Source organism: Microbacterium sp. K2, assembly GCF_051365005.1.
Lineage (GTDB): Bacteria > Actinomycetota > Actinomycetes > Actinomycetales > Microbacteriaceae > Microbacterium > Microbacterium foliorum_B.
Window position 1 is genome coordinate 158,280 of sequence record NZ_JBLWII010000001.1, and the last position, 16,388, is coordinate 174,667.

The following is a 16,388-nucleotide window of genomic DNA, read 5'->3' on the forward strand; positions in this document are numbered from 1 at the left end:
AGCATCCGCCACGACTCCTGCGAGACGACATGACCTACCCGCGTTCCTCCTTCGGCCCCGCCGCCGACCAGGCTGCCTCCGTCGCACCGAGCCCTCGGTTCCCCCAGATCGAGCGAGAGGTGCTCGACTTCTGGGAGACCGATCAGACCTTCCGCGCCTCGATCGAGCAGCGCGAGGGCGATGACGAATGGGTCTTCTACGACGGCCCGCCGTTCGCCAACGGCCTGCCGCACTACGGGCACCTGCTCACGGGCTACGCCAAGGATGTGTTCCCGCGCTTCCAGACGATGATCGGCAAGAAGGTCGACCGCGTCTTCGGCTGGGACACCCACGGTCTGCCGGCCGAGCTCGAGGCCATGAAGCAGCTCGGGATCACCGAGAAGAGCCAGATCGAGGAGATGGGCATCGACGTCTTCAACGCGAAGGCGAAGGACTCGGTGCTGAAGTACACGCACGAGTGGCAGGACTACGTCACGCGTCAGGCCCGCTGGGTCGACTTCGAGCGCGGCTACAAGACGCTCGACCTCGGGTACATGGAGAGCGTGCTCTGGGCGTTCAAGACACTGTACGACAAGGGCCTCGCCTACGAGGGATACCGCGTGCTGCCGTACTGCTGGCGCGACGAGACCCCGCTGTCGGCGCACGAGCTGCGCATGGACGACGACGTCTACCAGAACCGTCAGGACCCGTCGGTCACCGTCACGTTCCCGCTGACCGGGGCCAAGGCGGAGGCCCTGGGACTCACCGGGGTGCGGGCGCTCGCCTGGACGACCACGCCGTGGACCCTGCCCACCAACCTCGCGCTCGCCGTAGGGCCCGACATCGAATACGTCGTGCTCCCGGCCGGCCCCGGCGGTGCGGCGGACGTGCACCAGATCGCCGGAACGACGGAAGCCGCTGTCGAGGCGTCCGCCCACCGCTACCTCCTGGCGCGCGAGCTTCTCGGCGGCTACGTCAAGGATCTCGGCTACGAGAGCCTCGACGACGCGCTCGCCGCAGTCGACGCGACGGTGCAAGGCGCTGACCTCGCGGACGTCACGTACGACCGGCTCTTCGACTACTACGCCGACACCGAGACCTACGGCACCGAGAACGCCTGGCGCATCCTCGTCGACGACTACGTCACGGTCAGCGACGGCACCGGCATCGTGCACCAGGCTCCCGCCTACGGTGAGGACGACCAGCGGGTCGCGGGTGCCGCCGGCATCCCGACGATCCTGTCGCTCGACGACGGTGGACGCTTCCTGCCGAACGTCACCGACGTCGCCGGCGAGCTCTGGATGGACGCGAACACCCCGCTCATCCGCCTGCTCCGCGGAGAGGGACGCCTGCTGCGCGAGCAGAGCTACGTGCACTCGTACCCGCACTGCTGGCGCTGCCGGAACCCCCTGATCTACAAGGCCGTCTCGAGCTGGTTCATCCGCGTCACCGACATCAAGGACGACCTGCTCGCGAACAACGAGCAGATCACCTGGGTGCCCGAGAACGTCAAGCACGGCCAGTTCGGCAAGTGGCTCGAGGGTGCGCGCGACTGGTCGATCAGCCGCAACCGCTACTGGGGCTCGCCGATCCCGATCTGGAAGAGCGACGACCCCGAGTACCCGCGCGTCGACGCATACGGCTCTCTCGAAGAGATGGAGCGCGACTTCGGTGCGCTGCCGCGCAACCCCGAGGGCGATATCGACCTGCACCGTCCCTACATCGACGACCTCACGCGTCCGAACCCCGACGACCCGACCGGCAAGAGCACGATGCGCCGCATCGAGGACGTCTTCGACGTGTGGTTCGATTCGGGCTCGATGCCGTACGCGCAGGTGCACTACCCGTTCGAGAACCAGGAGTGGTTCGACACGCACGCACCCGCCGACTTCATCGTCGAGTACATCGGGCAGACGCGTGGCTGGTTCTACGTCATGCACGTGCTGTCGACCGCGCTCTTCGATCGTCCGGCCTTCACCGGAGTCAGCTGCCATGGGATCGTGCTGGGCAACGACGGCTACAAGATGTCGAAATCGCTGCGCAACTACCCGGATGTCTCCGAGGTGCTCGACCGTGACGGCTCCGACGCGATGCGCTGGTTCCTCATGTCGAGCTCGGTGCTGCGCGGTGGCAACCTCGCGGTCACAGAGGAGGGCATCCGCTCCGGCGTCCGCGAGTTCCTGCTCCCGCTGTGGAACTCGTGGTACTTCTTCGCGACGTACGCGAATGCGGCGAAGCCGGGGGGCTACGAGGCGACCTGGCGCACCGACTCGACCGATGTGCTCGACCGCTACATCCTGGCCCGCCTCGGCGACCTCGTGCGCGACGTGCGGGCAGACCTCGAAGGTCTCGATTCGACGACGGCATCCGCTCGTCTGCGCGACTTCGCCGAGGTGCTCACCAACTGGTACATCCGCCGCTCGCGCGATCGCTTCTGGGAGGGGTCGAACGCCGATGCCTTCGACACGCTCTACACCGTGCTCGAGACCCTCACCCGGGTCGCGGCTCCGCTCGTGCCGCTGATCAGCGAGCGCGTGTGGCAGGGCCTGACGGGCGGACGCAGCGTGCACCTGCAGGACTGGCCGGACGACACCGCCTTCCCCGCCGCCGACGAGATCCGGGATGCCATGGATGCGGTCCGCGAGCTGTCGAGCGTCGGCAACGCGCTGCGCAAGAAGGAGAAGCTGCGCGTGCGCCTGCCGCTCGCTCGTCTCACGGTCGTGTCTCCGCTGGCGGGGACGCTCGGCCAGTTCGAGGACATCCTCCGCGAAGAGCTCAACGTCAAGTCGGTCGAGCTCGTCGAGGCGACCGAGACGACTGCCGCCGAGTACGGAATCGACCACCGCCTGAGCGTCAATGCCCGCGCAGCCGGTCCTCGTCTGGGCAAGGACGTGCAGAAGGCCATCCAGGGTGCGCGGAACGGCGACTGGTCCGAGACCGACGGCGTCGTGACGGCCGGCGGCATCGCGCTGGAGCCCAGCGAGTACGACCTCGTGCTCGAGACCACCGGCCGCCCCGAGGGGGAGGCACTCGCGATCGTGCCGTCGGGCGGGTTCGTGCTGCTCGACACGCAGACTACCCCCGAGCTCGAGGCCGAGGGACTCGCGCGCGACGCGATCCGCGTCGTGCAGGAGGCCCGCAAGAACGCTGATCTCGACGTGAGCGACCGCATCGTGCTCGCGCTCAACGTGAGCCCGGACGACGCCGAAGCGCTGCAGGCGCATGCAGAACTGATCGCGGGGGAGACCCTGGCGGTGGCATTCGCGGTGCAGGCCACCGACGACATGGGCACTCTCGTGCAGGACGTCACCAGCCCGGGGGGCGGCGTCTTCCGCAGCGGGGCGAGTGCGCTGGGCGCCGACAAGCGCCCGATCATCGTCACGATCGACGTCACGATCAAGGAGCCCGTCGCATGAGTGCACGTGACAAGGCCGATGCCGTCTACGACAAGCTGCTGAGCCGCGCGGGCGAGCGCTGGGTGCAGCCGCGCAAGGAGCGCACCGCGCGCATCCTCGCGTACCTCGACGATCCGCAGCGCACCTATCGCGTCGTGCACATCACGGGTACGAACGGGAAGACGTCGACCGCCCGCATGATCGAGACGCTGCTGCGCGCCCACGGTCTGCGCACCGGCCTCTTCACCAGCCCGCACCTCGAGCGCTTCACCGAGCGCATCATGATCGATGGCGAGCCGATCGGCGATGCGGCGATCGTCGACGCCTGGAACGAGATCGAGCCCTTCGTCGAGATCGTCGACGCCGAGCTCGAGGCGGCGGGCGAAGAGCCGCTCACGTTCTTCGAGCTGCTCACCGTGCTCGCATTCGTGGCCGTGGCCGATGCTCCGGTCGACGTGCTCGTGCTCGAGGTGGGCATGGGAGGCGAGTGGGACTCGACCAACACGGCAGACGGCGATGTGGCGGTCTTCGCGCCCATCGACATCGACCATGCAGATCGTCTCGGCGGCACGATCGCCGAGATCGCGAAAGTCAAGGCAGGAATCATCAAAGAAGGCGCGGCCGTCGTCTCGGCACAGCAACCCGCGGAGGCCGCCGACGTGCTGCGTCGCGTCGCCGCCGAGAAGAACGCCACGATCGCTTTCGAGGGCGAGGAGTTCGGACTCGCCGACCAGAAGCTCGCCGTCGGAGGTCAACTGCTGACCATCCGCGGACTCGCGGGCGCCTACGTCGAGGAGTACCTGCCGCAGTACGGTGCGCACCAGGGGCACAATGCGGCCCTCGCGGTCGCCGCCGTGGAGTCTCTCATCGGAGGCGCTGAGCAGCCCATCGCGGCCGACATCATCTCCGAGGGTCTCCAGGGGGCGACCTCGCCCGGACGCCTGCAGCTGCTGGGGATCGCTCCGACGGTGATCGTGGATGCCGCGCACAACCCGCACGGCGCCACGGCTCTCGTGCAGGCGATGGACGACAGCTTCGACTTCGACGAGTGGGGTGTCGTGCTGGGGGTGCTCGCCGACAAGGATGCCGCCGGCATCGTCGCGCAGCTCGCTCCCGCTGCGGCGCACGTCTTCGCCACGGCACCGGAGTCCGACCGCGCGAGCGACGCAGATCTCATCGCCGACCTCGTCGAGGCGACGGGGCAGCGAGCGACCGTGCATCCGACCCTCGCGGAGGCGGCTGATGCCGCACGGGAGTGGGCCGCATCCTCCGACCGCCGGGCCGTCGTGATCGCCGGGTCGGTCGTGCTCGCAGGCGAGGCGATCGCTCTCTCCGAGGCAGAGGACTGGAAGTCCGGGTGGCACGCGTGAGCGCCGCCTCCCCGTCGGCGCGCCCGCCTCGCACGCTGGTGCAGAAGCTGGCGCCGGTCGTGCTCGGATTCGAATCGATCGTCGTCTTCCTGGCGGGTCTCACGGTCTTCGGCCTGAAGACGCTGCCTGCCGGCATCCCGCAGTGGTGGGGGATCGTCGGCGGCGCCGTCGTCGGACTCGCCTGCATCGCCGTGGCCGGCATGATCACGAAGCCCTGGGCGATCACCGCAGGGTGGATCCTGCAGGTCGTCATCGCGCTGGCGGCTATCCTGGTGCCCGCGATCCTGCTCGTCGTCGTGGTTTTCGGCGGCATGTGGGGATATGCGACGATCATGGGGGCCCGATTGGACGCACGACGTCCTGACGGGCCCACGACTCAGACTCAGACAGAGAGTGAATGACATGGCCACCGAAGAAACCCTCGTCCTCGTAAAGCCCGACGGTGTCGCCCGCGGCCTCACCGGCACGATCCTGGCGCGCATCGAAGCGAAGGGATACTCCCTCGTCGACATCCGCCTGGTCGAGCCCGACCGCGACCTGCTCGCCGAGCACTACGCCGAGCACGAGGGCAAGCCGTTCTACGAGCCGCTCCTCGAGTTCATGCTCTCGGGCCCTTCCGTCGCGATCCGCCTCGCGGGCAACCGCGTGATCGAGGGCTTCCGGTCGCTCGCCGGCACGACCGACCCCACCACGGCCGCACCCGGCACGATCCGCGGCGACTTCGGTCGCGACTGGGGCCTCAAGGTGCAGCAGAACCTCGTGCACGGTTCGGACAGCCCCGAGTCGGCCGCACGCGAGCTCGGCATCTGGTTCGACTGACCGATCCCGCTCACGACGAAGCCCGCCGCACGAGAACGTGCGGCGGGCTTCGTCGTAGGAACATCGGATCAGAAGATGATTCGTGCCATCTCACCGAGGAAGTCGAGACCCTGCAGCTGAGCCATCACGATGATGACCGCGTAGGCGAGGATGGTCGCCAGCGGAACCCAGACCATGAGCTTGTCCGCGCGCTCTTGTGCCTTCTCATTCTTCGTGAACGTGCCGTTGCGAGTGAGATGCAGCATCGTGGCGAAGAACGTCGGAATCGTCACAGCCCAGGTCACCATGCACCACGGGCACAGCACACCGAGGTTCGATGCATACAGGCTCTGGCCGATCAGCCAGCAGACGAGTCCGAACGCGAAGGTGATCCCGGCGCCGAACGCAGCCCAGAACCACCGGGGGAAGCGGGCACCGGCGAGGACCGCGACGCCGATGACCAGCGGAGCCATCCATCCGGTCAGCCCGAGCAGCGGGTTGGGGAAGCCGAAGATCTCACCCTGCCACGAGCCCAGGTTCTTGCTGCACTGGATGAACGGGCTCACATCGCAGGCCAGGGCATCGGTCGGGTTCTCGAGAAGCACGAATTTCTCGACCGTGAGCTGGAAGGCGGCGAACCAGCCGATGACGCTCGCGATGATCAACCACACGGCATAGACGACGGGGCGGGTGCGCTGCTCGCTCATGTGTGGATTCTCTCAGCGATCGCTATGGATCGGGCGTGAGCGCGCCGGAGAAAACGACTCGGACTCCCGAGGATGCCGCGAACCGGCGCACTTGGTGCGATAATGGCCTGTGATGCATCGCTCGACCCTGTCGCGGCGGGCATCGACGCAGACTTCGGGGCCGTATGCCCCTCGTGATCAGAGCCATGAGCCGGTCGCACACCGAATGAGTTCGCGGCACCTGCGGGTGCCGCATGAGAGTTAGCGGAACACGAAGTGTCCGCGCGAGGAGCAAGCCAGAGATGGCCGATGACAACAATGACTACGACGCCCCTACCCTCGACTTCTCTGCGGATGCTGATGCACCCGCAGAGGTAGCCGCCGACGCTGCGGAGACCGACGGCTCGTCCGACGCTCCGGAGGACGGCGCGGGTTCGACCGCCGAGATCTCTCCGGCGGGGGACGCTCCTTCCGAGGACGCTCCTTCCGAGGACGCTCCTTCCGAGGACGCTCCTGCGGCTGACGCGCCCGTCGAGGCAGCTTCTGCCCAGGACTCTCCTTCTGAGGGACCTGCAGCGGATGCTCCTTCCGACGGCGCGCCTGCCGAGGCTGACTCCGCTGAGGCTGACCCTGCTGAGGCGCCCGCTGAAGCAGCTTCCGCCGAGGAAGCTCCCGCTGATGCAGCTCCCGCTGATGCAGCTCCCGCTGATGCAGCTCCCGCTGATGCAGCTCCCGCTGATGCAGCTCCCGCTGAGGAAGAGCCTGCTGTTGGTGCCTCTGCCTCCGATGCTCCTGCTGCCGAGGAAGCTCCCGCCGCTGACGCTCCGGCTGCTGACGCTGCAGCCGAGGGCGCTTCCGAAGAATCCGCTGCTGAGCCTGCTCCGGACAAGCCCGAGGACGCCAAGCCTGTCACTGCTGTGTCGCTGGGGCTGCTGCCCGAGGTCTTCGTCTCGCAGGTCTCGACGCAGCTGCACTTCTACGCCCCCGAGGTGCTTCCCCTTCCGGCTCGCCCGGGCCGTGAGCGCGTCTTCGATCGCATCGCCGAGCGAGAGCCGGAGGAGCCGGCCGGCCGCCGTGGCCGCCGTCGTCGCGGTGGTTCTGACGATGTCGAGCCCCGTGAGCAGCGCGAGCCCCGGGAACAGCGTGACGAACCGCGCCAGCCTCGCCAGCGCGTCGTCGAGTACATCACCGAGCCCAAGGCGATCAAGGGTTCCACGCGTCTCGAGGCCAAGAAGCAGCGTCGTCGCGACGGACGGGATGCCGGTCGCCGGCGTCCGGTCGTCACCGAGGCCGAGTTCCTCGCGCGTCGTGAGTCGGTCGACCGCAAGATGGTCGTCCGCTCCAAGAACGGCCGGACGCAGATCGGCGTCCTCGAAGACGGGGTGCTCGTGGAGCACTACGTCGCGCGCAACCAGGATGCCTCGCTGATCGGCAATGTCTACCTCGGTCGCGTGCAGAACGTGCTGCCGAGCATGGAGGCCGCGTTCGTCGACATCGGCCGTGGCCGCAACGCCGTGCTCTACTCGGGCGAGGTCGACTGGGACGGCGTCGAGACCGGCAACCAGCCTCGTCGCATCGAGCTCGCTCTCAAGGCGGGCGACCGCGTCCTGGTGCAGGTCACCAAGGATCCGATCGGCCACAAGGGTGCTCGTCTGACCAGTCAGATCTCGCTCCCCGGTCGCTACCTCGTGTACGTGCCCGGCGGATCGATGAACGGCATCAGCCGCAAGCTGCCCGATAACGAGCGCACGCGCCTGAAGCGCATCCTCAAGGAGGTTCTCCCCGAGTCCTCCGGCGTGATCGTCCGCACGGCCGCCGAAGGTGCCACCGAAGACCAGCTCACGCGTGACGTCCAGCGGCTGACCAGCCAGTGGGAGCACATTCGCAAGCAGGTCGAGAGCCAGCAGGCGCCGGCGCTGCTGCACGCCGAGCCCGACCTTCTCGTCAAGATCGTCCGCGACGTCTTCAACGAGGACTTCACGAAGATGCTCATCCAGGGCGAGGACGCCCAGCGCACGATCCGCGCCTACCTCGAGAGCGTCGCACCCGACCTGCTCGAGCGCGTCGAGTCGTACGAGGACGAGAGCGATCCCTTCGACGCGTTCCGCATCACCGAGCAGATCGAGAAGGCGCTCGACCGCAAGGTCTGGCTGCCGTCGGGTGGCTCGCTGGTCATCGACCGCACCGAGGCCATGACCGTCGTCGACGTCAACACCGGCAAGTTCGTCGGCTCGGGCGGAAACCTCGAGGAGACGGTCACCAAGAACAACCTCGAGGCCGCGGAGGAGATCGTCCGCCAGCTGCGTCTGCGCGACATCGGCGGCATCATCGTGGTCGACTTCATCGACATGGTGCTCGAGTCGAACCGTGACCTCGTGCTGCGCCGACTGATCGAGTGCCTGAGCCGCGACCGGACGAAGCACCAGGTCGCCGAGGTCACATCGCTGGGCCTCGTGCAGATGACCCGCAAGAAGCTCGGACTCGGCCTGCTCGAGACGTTCAGCGAGGCGTGCGACGTCTGCGCCGGTCGTGGCGTCATCGTGCACCACGACCCGGTCGTGAAGCACCGCTCGAGCAGCAACAGCAACGGCAACGGCAACTCGCAGTCAAACCGCCGCCAGCGCGGCGGCAACGGCCAGTCGCAGAACTCGGCTCCTGCCGCGGTGACGACGCACAGCATCCCCGAGGGGGCGAAGTCCGCGCTCGCGCAGATCGCCGCCTCGACACGCGCTCCGAACGTCGACGAGCCGACCGAGGTCGTCGCTCCCACAGCGGAGACGACGGAAGTCCCGGCCGCGCAGGAGCGTGCCAAGAAGCCGCGCAAGAAGCGCGGATCCGACCGCAAGTCGCCCAAGTCGCCGGCCGAGGCGCTGCTCGATTCCGTGCTCGACGCTCTCCCCGAGCCGAAGGCGCCGGGTCAGGGCCGCGGCCGTCGCCGTGTCTCGACCGCCGCGCTCACCGGTACGCCGATCTCCGTGAACTCGGAGCCGTCAGCGCCGGTCGCGGGCGGGGATTCGCAGTCCTGAGGCGATCAATCGTCTGACCAGCTCCTTGCCGCCGACATGCTGTGCGCCGGCGGCGAGGAGCCGGGGGATGAGCTCTTGCGGGACGTCGTAGTGGTCGAGGTCGAAGGCGCGCGCAGGAACGTCGTGCGACCTCGCGAAGGCGTGCAACTCCTGCAGGCTGTCATCGCTGACGAGATGAGCCCACAGGCGGCCGTGCGCGGGCCATATGGGGTCATCGACGAGAACGGTCATTCCTCCAGCCTATGACCGGACACACCGGGCGGCGCGTTTTGCCACAGTGTCCTACATCCGGTAAAGTAGTCCCTTGGTGCGTATGCCGCGTCGTCCTGGACGGTCGGAGCGGAGAGTCTTGCGTTCGTGCCCGTCGCCCCGCGATGCATGCAAGCAACAGTCTTCCCGTGAGATATCGGAGCCGTGAGCTCCCCAACGAAACAGGTATGAAGTGGTTTACGCAGTAGTGCGCGCCGGTGGGCGGCAGGAGAAGGTCGAGGTCGGCACGATCGTTCAGCTCGACCGTGTCAAGGCTGCCCAGGGCGAGAAGATCGAGCTGGACGCAGTGCTGCTCGTCGACGGCGCCTCGGTGACCACCGACGCTGACTCGCTGGCGAAGGTCAAGGTCACGGCAGAGGTCATCGGCAACCTCCGCGGCCCGAAGATCATCATCCAGAAGTACAAGAACAAGACCGGCTACAAGAAGCGCCAGGGCCACCGTCAGGAGCTCACGCGCGTCAAGATCACCGGCATCAAGTAAGACCGAGGAGACCAGGACATGGCACATAAAAAGGGCGCAAGCTCCACCCGTAACGGTCGTGACTCCAACGCTCAGCGACTTGGCGTCAAGCGCTTCGGTGGACAGCAGGTTCTCGCCGGCGAGATCATCGTCCGCCAGCGCGGCACGCACTTCCACCCCGGCGTGAACGTCGGTCGCGGTGGCGACGACACGCTGTTCGCTCTGGCCGCCGGTGCGGTGCAGTTCGGCGCGAAGGGCGGCCGTAAGGTCGTCAACATCGTCGCCGCTGCTGAGTGATCACAGCACGACAGTAGTCATGCGATTCGGGGCGGGCTTCGGCCCGTCCCGAATTTGCGTTTCAGGCCGGATTCGCGTTTCCCACCGAATCACCGGTCCAATTCTCGGTTCCGGCCGAGTTCTTTATTGAGGAGAGAGACATGGTCAGTTTCGTCGACACCGTGACGCTTCACCTGCGTGCGGGCAAGGGCGGCAACGGCTGTGTCTCGGTGCACCGCGAGAAGTTCAAGCCGCTCGGCGGCCCCGACGGCGGCAACGGCGGTGACGGCGGCGACATCGTCCTCGTCGCTGACACGCAGACGGGGACGCTCCTCTCGTACCACCACTCGCCCCACCGCAGCTCCGGCAACGGCGGACCCGGCATGGGCGACCACCGTGCAGGGTTCATGGGCGAAGACCTCGAGCTTCCCGTTCCCGTCGGCACCGTGGTCAGGAACGCGGCCGGCGAGGTCCTGATCGACATGATCGAGCCCGGCGAGCGATTCGTCGTCGCCAAGGGCGGGCACGGCGGACTCGGCAACGCCGCACTGGCGACGCCGAAGCGCAAGGCGCCCGGTTTCGCTCTTTTGGGCACCCCGGGAGACGAGGGCGATGTCGTCCTCGAGCTCAAGACCGTCGCAGACGTGGCGCTGGTCGGCTATCCCTCTGCGGGCAAGTCCAGCCTGATCGGTGCGATCTCGGCCGCTCGCCCCAAGATCGCCGACTACCCCTTCACCACGCTCCACCCGAACCTGGGCGTCGTGCAGGCGGGGGAGTCGCGCTACACCGTCGCCGATGTGCCCGGACTCATCGAAGGAGCGAGCGAGGGGCGCGGACTCGGACTGGAGTTCCTCCGTCACGTCGAACGCTGCACCGCTCTGCTGCACGTGCTCGACTGCGCGACACTCGAGCCCGGTCGCGATCCGATCTCCGACCTCGACGTCATCCTCGGCGAACTGGCCGCGTACGAGGTCCCCGAGGGGCAGACTCCTCTGCTCGAGCGTCCTCAGCTCATCGCCCTGAACAAGATCGATGTGCCGGAGGCCCGTGACCTCGCCGACCTCGTGCGCCCTGAGCTCGAGGCCCGCGGATTCCGTGTCTTCGACATCTCCACCATCTCGCACGAGGGCCTGCGCCCGCTGACCTACGCGCTCGGCGACATCGTCGACAAGCACCGCGCAGAGCTCGCCGCGATCGAGGTTCCGCGTGAGCGCGTCGTGCTTCGTCCGCGGGGCCCCAAGAAGGGCTTCGAGATCCGGGTCGAGGGCGGCAGCTACGGAAACATCTACCGCATCCTGGGCGAGAAGCCGGTTCGCTGGGTTCAGCAGACCGACTTCCAGAACGAAGAGGCCGTGGGCTACCTCGCCGACCGCCTCGAGAAGCTGGGCGTCGAAGACGAACTCTTCCGCCTCGGTGCCGTGCAGGGGTCCACAGTCGTGATCGGCGAGGGCGAGAGCATCGTCTTCGACTGGGAGCCGACCATGACGTCTGCGGCCGAGCTCATGACGGCGCCCCGCGGCACCGATCCGCGCCTGGCACCCAACGCCCGTCGCACCACCTCCGAGCGTCGTGAGAACTACTACGAGCGCATGGATGCCAAGGCTGAGGCTCGCGCCGAGGTCGAGGCTCAGCGGCTCGCGGCCTACCGCGAGGACGGGGAGTGACCGCTCGCACGAGGGCGGATCTCGCCACAGCCTCACGTATCGTCGTCAAGGTCGGGTCCTCGTCGATCAGCGGCGAGTCGTCGTGGCGCATCCCCGTGCTGGTCGAGGCGCTGGCGGCAGCGCACGCGCGCGGCGCAGAGGTGATCCTGGTCTCGTCCGGAGCGATCGCCACAGGCACTCCGTTCCTGCGTCTCGACGCACGACCGACAGACCTGGCCACACAGCAGGCTGCGGCCGCTGTCGGGCAGAATATCCTGGTCTACCGCTACCAGGAGTCGCTTCGTCCTTTCGACATCGTCGCAGGACAGGTGCTTCTCACGACGGGCGATCTCGAGAACCCGACGTCGCGGAGCAACGCTCGACGGGCGATGGAGCGACTTCTCGGTCTGCGCATCCTGCCGATCGTGAACGAGAACGACACTGTCGCGACGCAGGAGATCCGCTTCGGCGACAACGACCGACTCGGGGCTCTCGTCGCGCAGCTGATCGAGGCCGACGCTCTGATCCTGCTCAGCGACATCGAGTCGCTCTACACCAAGCCGCCGTCCGACCCGACGGCCGAGCCCATCGACATCGTCGCCCCCGACGCCGATCTGTCGGGGCTCGAGTTCGGATCGACCGTCGTCAACAGCGTCGGCACCGGGGGAGCCGCGACCAAGGTCTCCGCCGCGCGCCTCGCCGCCGCGTCCGGGATCGGAGTGCTCGTGACGAGCGCCGACCTGGTCGACAAGGCCCTCGCCGGGGCTGACATAGGGACCTGGTTCGAACCCGCGCTCTCTTAGACTGGGCGGATGACCGACCAGACCCCCCAGGTGCGCCTGGAGCTCGCCAGAGAGGCGTCCCGCGCCACGGCCAGGCTGACCAGCGACGACAAGGCTCACGCTCTCGAGGCCATCGCGGTTGCCCTCGAATCGAACACCGCTGAGATCATCGAGGCCAACGGTCGAGACATCGAGCGAGGTCGCTCCGACGGCATCGGTGAATCACTGATCGACAGGCTTCGCCTCGATGAGAAGCGCGTCGCGGCTCTCGCGGCAGCGGTCCGCCAGGTGGCGGCGCTGCCCGACCCGGTCGGTCGCGTCGTCGGAGGACACCGGATGCCGAACGGTGTGGCGCTCGAGCAGGTGCGAGTGCCCTTCGGAGTGGTCGGCGCGATCTACGAGGCGCGTCCGAACGTCACCGTCGACATCGCCGCGCTCGCGCTTCGCTCGGGCAACTCCGTGGTCCTGCGCGGCGGCAGCGCCGCACGTGAGTCGAACACGGTGCTTGTCGAGATCATGCGCCGGGCGCTGCAGGGCGCGGGTGTGACGCCGGAAGCGGTGCAGACTGTCGACGACTTCGGCCGCGACGGCGCCACGGCCCTGATGCACGGCCGCGGATTCATCGACGTGCTCGTGCCGCGGGGCAGCGCGGGGCTGATCGAGACCGTCGTGACCGAGGCGACCGTCCCTGTGATCGAGACCGGCGCGGGCAATGTGCACATCGTGCTCGACGAGACTGCTCCTGACGATTGGGCGCAGGAGATCGTGGTGAACGCGAAGGTGCAGCGACCCAGCGTCTGCAACGCCGTCGAGACGGTGCTCGTGCTCCGTCAGGCCGCACCGCGGCTGGTTCCTCTCGTCGCCAGCGCGCTGCAGAGCGAAGGCGTGGCGATCCACGGTGACGACATGGTCGCGGGGCTCGTCTCGAACGTGATCCCGGCGACGGAGGAGGACTGGGCAACGGAGTATCTCAGCCTCGACATCGCGATCAAGGTCGTCGACACCCTCGACGACGCGCTCGACCACATCCGTCGCTACAGCACGGGCCACACGGAGTCGATCATCACCACAGACTCGCGCAATGCGGAGCGGTTCCTGGCCGAGGTGGACTCGGCGGTCGTGATGGTGAACACCTCGACCCGGTTCACCGACGGCGGCGAGTTCGGGTTCGGCGCCGAGGTCGGCATCTCGACGCAGAAGCTGCACGCGCGGGGACCGATGGGGCTTTCCGAGCTGACCAGCACGAAATGGCTGGCGCGTGGGGCAGGGCAGACGCGCGGCTGAGGGCTAGACTAGGGGGCGCTGTGGCTCTCCGTGAGCCATGCCCGCCAGCCACGAAACGGAGTCAGGATGAACCTCGTCGCACAGATCGCGATGGTCGCTGCCGAAACCGAGCACCACGGCAATGTGCAGCAGGAGACGCTGATCTTCGGCGTCATCGCCATCATCGTCTTCGCCTTCCTCGGCCTGGTCACGCTGTCGTACAAGAACGTGGCCAACCGTCACTCCGCCAAGGCCGACGCCTGGGCTGCGAAGCACGGCAAGGACGGCCACGAGGCAGGGCACGGCCACTAGGCCCGTATGAACGACACGACCTCGCGTCCGGCGCGCATCGGTGTGATGGGCGGTACCTTCGACCCCATCCACCACGGCCACCTGGTCGCCGCGAGCGAGGTCGCTCACTCCTTCGATCTCGACGAGGTCGTCTTCGTCCCCACCGGACACCCGTGGCAGAAGTCGGGTGTCACCCCTAGCGAGCACCGCTACCTGATGACCGTGATCGCCACTGCATCCAACCCGCAGTTCACGGTGAGCAGGGTGGACATCGATCGTGAAGGGCCGACCTACACGATCGACACACTTCGCGACCTGAAGGAGAAGCGACCCGACGCGGAGCTGTTCTTCATCACCGGTGCCGACGCCGTGGCGCAAATTCTCAGTTGGAGGGACCATGATGAACTGTGGGAGTTGGCCCACTTCGTCGCGGTCTCGCGTCCAGGACACGTTCTGAGCACTGACGGCCTCCCCAGCGACAATGTCAGCCAATTGGAGGTGCCGGCGCTGTCCATCTCGTCGACGGCCTGCCGTGCGCGGGTGCGTGACGACGAGCCGGTCTGGTACCTCGTCCCCGACGGAGTCGTTCAATACATCGCGAAGCATCATCTGTATCGGAGCAAGGCATGAGTACATCGGATCAGCAGGGTCACGGTCCGCTGACGCGAAAGCAGCTGCGTGAGATCCGGCTGACGGGATCCACACCGGTCATCTCAGCGGAGGAGGCTGCGGCCGCGGCTGCCGTCCCCTCTCCACCTGCGCCGCCGAAACCAGAGGTGCCCGAGCCGAGCAAGGTCGAGTCCGCCACGCAGGCAGGGTCAGCCGCGGGCCAGACGGATGCGGAGACTCCCCAGGGGACCACCCGGCTGACGCGTCGACAGGTTCGCGAGCGCGAGCGCTCCGCGACGGGGTCCGTTCCCGTCGATGAGTCCGATGCTTCGGATGCGCCGGTCGCCGAAGAGACGGCGGAGGAGGCTCCGCCCGTCGCACCAGAGCCCGAGGCGAAGAGCGAGACTCCGGCATCTCTTGCGTCCGCCGATGATGACGATGATGACCCCGCTGAAGCGGGCCTCCCCGCTCCTGTCAGCGCCTCGACGCCTGTCGATGCCTCTGATGACGTCGATGCGATCGTCCCCGAAGGGACCGACACACATGCCGCGGTGGCCGAGCTCGGCATCGATGCAGAACCCACGGACGCGCACGACGACGTCCTGGCCGATGTGGCCGAGTCCGACGACGTCGACATCGCCGAAGGGGAGCGCCCCACGGTGAACTCCGCCTTCGGGCAGGAGCTGCTCAGCGACGACGCGGAGAACCGCAAGCCTTTCGCTCCCTCGTTCGACGAGCTCCTGACCGTCGGCGACTCGACCGGATCGCAGCATCTCGCTCCGAACACACTCATCTTCAACCCCTCCCCGGGAGACGGGTCGCTGTCGGGCCCGGTCGCCTCCACGGGGGAGATCCTCGTGACCGGCTCCTACGAACTGCCCAAGGGTCTCGGTTCGCAGGGCCACGCGCACGGCACCACAGACGGCAAGGACGTGGACGCCGTGCTGATCGACGGCGAGCTGCCTCCGGCATCCTCGCCCACGCCGATCGCCGCCAGTGCGGCCGTCAGCACCATCAAGCCCGCCGGTGAGGTCATCCGCCCACCCGCCCCCGAAAAGGGCAACAAACTCATGCTCATCCTCGCGATCGTGGCGGGTGGTCTTGCGCTCGCGCTGGGCGTTTCCCTGATCGTCGCCTTCAACTCGAATGTGTTCTGATGCAGTCACCTGAAACCGCCGAAGAGATGCTCCAGCTCGCGGCAGACGCCGCCGTTTCGAAGGGCGGTGAAGATCTCGTCGCCCTCAATGTCTCCGAGCCTCTGCCGCTCGTCGACATCTTCCTGCTCGTCACCGGAAACAGCGAGCGCAACGTCGCCGCCATCGCCGATGAGATCGAAGACAAACTCATCGAAGCCGGCCACAAGCGGGTTCGCCGTGAGGGTCGTGCGGAGGCCCGCTGGGTGCTCCTCGACTTCGGCGACCTGATCGTGCACGTCTTCCACCAGGAGGAGCGGGTCTACTACGGCCTCGAGCGCCTGTGGAAGGACTGCCCTGTCGTGCCGTTCGAACTCGCCGAATCCGCCGCAGCGGACCGCGACTGA

General features: G+C 67.4%; 16 protein-coding genes. 14 read left to right on the plus strand and 2 right to left on the minus strand.

The genetic code is table 11. From position 1 onward, the window contains the following. Positions 1–29: 29 nt before the first annotated feature. The 4 genes from ileS to ndk are packed head-to-tail and all read left to right on the plus strand — an operon-like array spanning position 30 to position 5,563. Complete coding sequence (gene ileS / locus ACLKOY_RS00790) at positions 30–3,395, plus strand: isoleucine--tRNA ligase (protein WP_436452028.1); 3,366 nt, start codon at positions 30–32, stop codon at positions 3,393–3,395. Further along, a complete protein-coding gene (locus ACLKOY_RS00795; RefSeq protein WP_436452029.1) occupies positions 3,392–4,744 on the plus strand; it encodes a bifunctional folylpolyglutamate synthase/dihydrofolate synthase in 1,353 nt (450 codons plus the stop codon). Before ileS ends, ACLKOY_RS00795 begins: the two co-directional genes overlap by 4 nt. Then, positions 4,741–5,145, plus strand: a complete 405-nt coding sequence (locus ACLKOY_RS00800) for a DUF4233 domain-containing protein (RefSeq protein ID WP_436452030.1) — start codon at positions 4,741–4,743, stop codon at positions 5,143–5,145. Before ACLKOY_RS00795 ends, ACLKOY_RS00800 begins: the two co-directional genes overlap by 4 nt. 1 nt (position 5,146) lies before the next feature. Beyond that, positions 5,147–5,563 (plus strand): nucleoside-diphosphate kinase, encoded by a 417-nt coding sequence (gene ndk, locus ACLKOY_RS00805; protein WP_042537730.1) that lies wholly within the window; start codon positions 5,147–5,149, stop codon positions 5,561–5,563. Between the two features lie 68 nt (positions 5,564–5,631). On the opposite strand, the gene ACLKOY_RS00810 is transcribed toward ndk, so the two are convergent. After that, the gene (locus tag ACLKOY_RS00810) at positions 5,632–6,249 is read right to left on the minus strand and encodes a vitamin K epoxide reductase family protein (RefSeq protein ID WP_436452031.1); all 618 of its coding nucleotides are present in this window, start codon (positions 6,247–6,249) and stop codon (positions 5,632–5,634) included. Between the two features lie 281 nt (positions 6,250–6,530). On the opposite strand from ACLKOY_RS00810, the gene ACLKOY_RS00815 reads away from it, so the two are divergent. Then, on the plus strand, positions 6,531–9,254 hold the full coding sequence (locus ACLKOY_RS00815) for an Rne/Rng family ribonuclease (protein ID WP_436452032.1): 2,724 nt from the start codon (positions 6,531–6,533) through the stop codon (positions 9,252–9,254). Here ACLKOY_RS00815 and ACLKOY_RS00820 read toward each other — a convergent pair. Beyond that, positions 9,219–9,485, minus strand: coding sequence for a DUF4031 domain-containing protein (locus ACLKOY_RS00820; protein WP_140037367.1), 267 nt, complete (start codon positions 9,483–9,485; stop codon positions 9,219–9,221). The genes ACLKOY_RS00815 and ACLKOY_RS00820 overlap by 36 nt on opposite strands. 211 nt (positions 9,486–9,696) lie before the next feature. Between ACLKOY_RS00820 and rplU the strand changes: the two genes are divergently transcribed. The 9 genes from rplU (at position 9,697) to rsfS (ending at position 16,388) form a co-directional block, all read left to right on the plus strand. Next, positions 9,697–10,005, plus strand: a complete 309-nt coding sequence (rplU, locus tag ACLKOY_RS00825; RefSeq protein WP_436452033.1) for a 50S ribosomal protein L21 — start codon at positions 9,697–9,699, stop codon at positions 10,003–10,005. An 18-nt stretch (positions 10,006–10,023) separates the two neighbouring features. Then, a complete protein-coding gene (gene rpmA, locus ACLKOY_RS00830; RefSeq protein WP_028501603.1) occupies positions 10,024–10,281 on the plus strand; it encodes a 50S ribosomal protein L27 in 258 nt (85 codons plus the stop codon). A gap of 140 nt (positions 10,282–10,421) precedes the next feature. Continuing rightward, on the plus strand, positions 10,422–11,924 hold the full coding sequence (gene obgE, locus ACLKOY_RS00835) for a GTPase ObgE (RefSeq protein ID WP_436452034.1): 1,503 nt from the start codon (positions 10,422–10,424) through the stop codon (positions 11,922–11,924). Beyond that, a complete protein-coding gene (gene proB / locus ACLKOY_RS00840) occupies positions 11,921–12,706 on the plus strand; it encodes a glutamate 5-kinase (protein ID WP_436452035.1) in 786 nt (261 codons plus the stop codon). Before obgE ends, proB begins: the two co-directional genes overlap by 4 nt. Positions 12,707–12,715: 9 nt before the next feature. After that, positions 12,716–13,969: a glutamate-5-semialdehyde dehydrogenase gene (locus ACLKOY_RS00845; RefSeq protein ID WP_436452036.1), complete on the plus strand. Its 1,254-nt coding sequence runs from the start codon at positions 12,716–12,718 to the stop codon at positions 13,967–13,969. Positions 13,970–14,035: 66 nt separating this feature from the next. Further along, positions 14,036–14,260, plus strand: coding sequence for a hypothetical protein (locus tag ACLKOY_RS00850; RefSeq protein WP_290163561.1), 225 nt, complete (start codon positions 14,036–14,038; stop codon positions 14,258–14,260). Positions 14,261–14,266: 6 nt separating this feature from the next. After that, positions 14,267–14,869 (plus strand): nicotinate-nucleotide adenylyltransferase, encoded by a 603-nt coding sequence (nadD, locus tag ACLKOY_RS00855; RefSeq protein WP_436452037.1) that lies wholly within the window; start codon positions 14,267–14,269, stop codon positions 14,867–14,869. Further along, entirely contained in the window at positions 14,866–16,005 is a 1,140-nt protein-coding gene (locus tag ACLKOY_RS00860; RefSeq protein WP_436452038.1) for a hypothetical protein, read from the plus strand. Before nadD ends, ACLKOY_RS00860 begins: the two co-directional genes overlap by 4 nt. After that, positions 16,005–16,388: a ribosome silencing factor gene (rsfS, locus tag ACLKOY_RS00865; protein ID WP_400784932.1), complete on the plus strand. Its 384-nt coding sequence runs from the start codon at positions 16,005–16,007 to the stop codon at positions 16,386–16,388. The genes ACLKOY_RS00860 and rsfS overlap by 1 nt, the downstream gene beginning before the upstream one ends.

What these genes read in the sequence shown, in the direction of transcription:
- ndk (WP_042537730.1), top strand. Translation starts at nt 5,147, where the DNA reads ATGGCCACCGAAGAAACCCTCGTCCTCGTAAAGCCCGACGGTGTCGCC.
- ACLKOY_RS00845 (WP_436452036.1), top strand. Translation starts at nt 12,716, where the DNA reads ATGACCGACCAGACCCCCCAGGTGCGCCTGGAGCTCGCCAGAGAGGCG.
- nadD (WP_436452037.1), top strand. Translation starts at nt 14,267, where the DNA reads ATGAACGACACGACCTCGCGTCCGGCGCGCATCGGTGTGATGGGCGGT.
- obgE (WP_436452034.1), top strand. Translation starts at nt 10,422, where the DNA reads ATGGTCAGTTTCGTCGACACCGTGACGCTTCACCTGCGTGCGGGCAAG.
- ACLKOY_RS00810 (WP_436452031.1), bottom strand. Translation starts at nt 6,249, where the DNA reads ATGAGCGAGCAGCGCACCCGCCCCGTCGTCTATGCCGTGTGGTTGATC.
- ACLKOY_RS00850 (WP_290163561.1), top strand. Translation starts at nt 14,036, where the DNA reads ATGAACCTCGTCGCACAGATCGCGATGGTCGCTGCCGAAACCGAGCAC.
- ACLKOY_RS00795 (WP_436452029.1), top strand. Translation starts at nt 3,392, where the DNA reads ATGAGTGCACGTGACAAGGCCGATGCCGTCTACGACAAGCTGCTGAGC.
- ACLKOY_RS00820 (WP_140037367.1), bottom strand. Translation starts at nt 9,485, where the DNA reads ATGACCGTTCTCGTCGATGACCCCATATGGCCCGCGCACGGCCGCCTG.
- ileS (WP_436452028.1), top strand. Translation starts at nt 30, where the DNA reads ATGACCTACCCGCGTTCCTCCTTCGGCCCCGCCGCCGACCAGGCTGCC.
- rpmA (WP_028501603.1), top strand. Translation starts at nt 10,024, where the DNA reads ATGGCACATAAAAAGGGCGCAAGCTCCACCCGTAACGGTCGTGACTCC.
- rsfS (WP_400784932.1), top strand. Translation starts at nt 16,005, where the DNA reads ATGCAGTCACCTGAAACCGCCGAAGAGATGCTCCAGCTCGCGGCAGAC.
- ACLKOY_RS00815 (WP_436452032.1), top strand. Translation starts at nt 6,531, where the DNA reads ATGGCCGATGACAACAATGACTACGACGCCCCTACCCTCGACTTCTCT.
- ACLKOY_RS00860 (WP_436452038.1), top strand. Translation starts at nt 14,866, where the DNA reads ATGAGTACATCGGATCAGCAGGGTCACGGTCCGCTGACGCGAAAGCAG.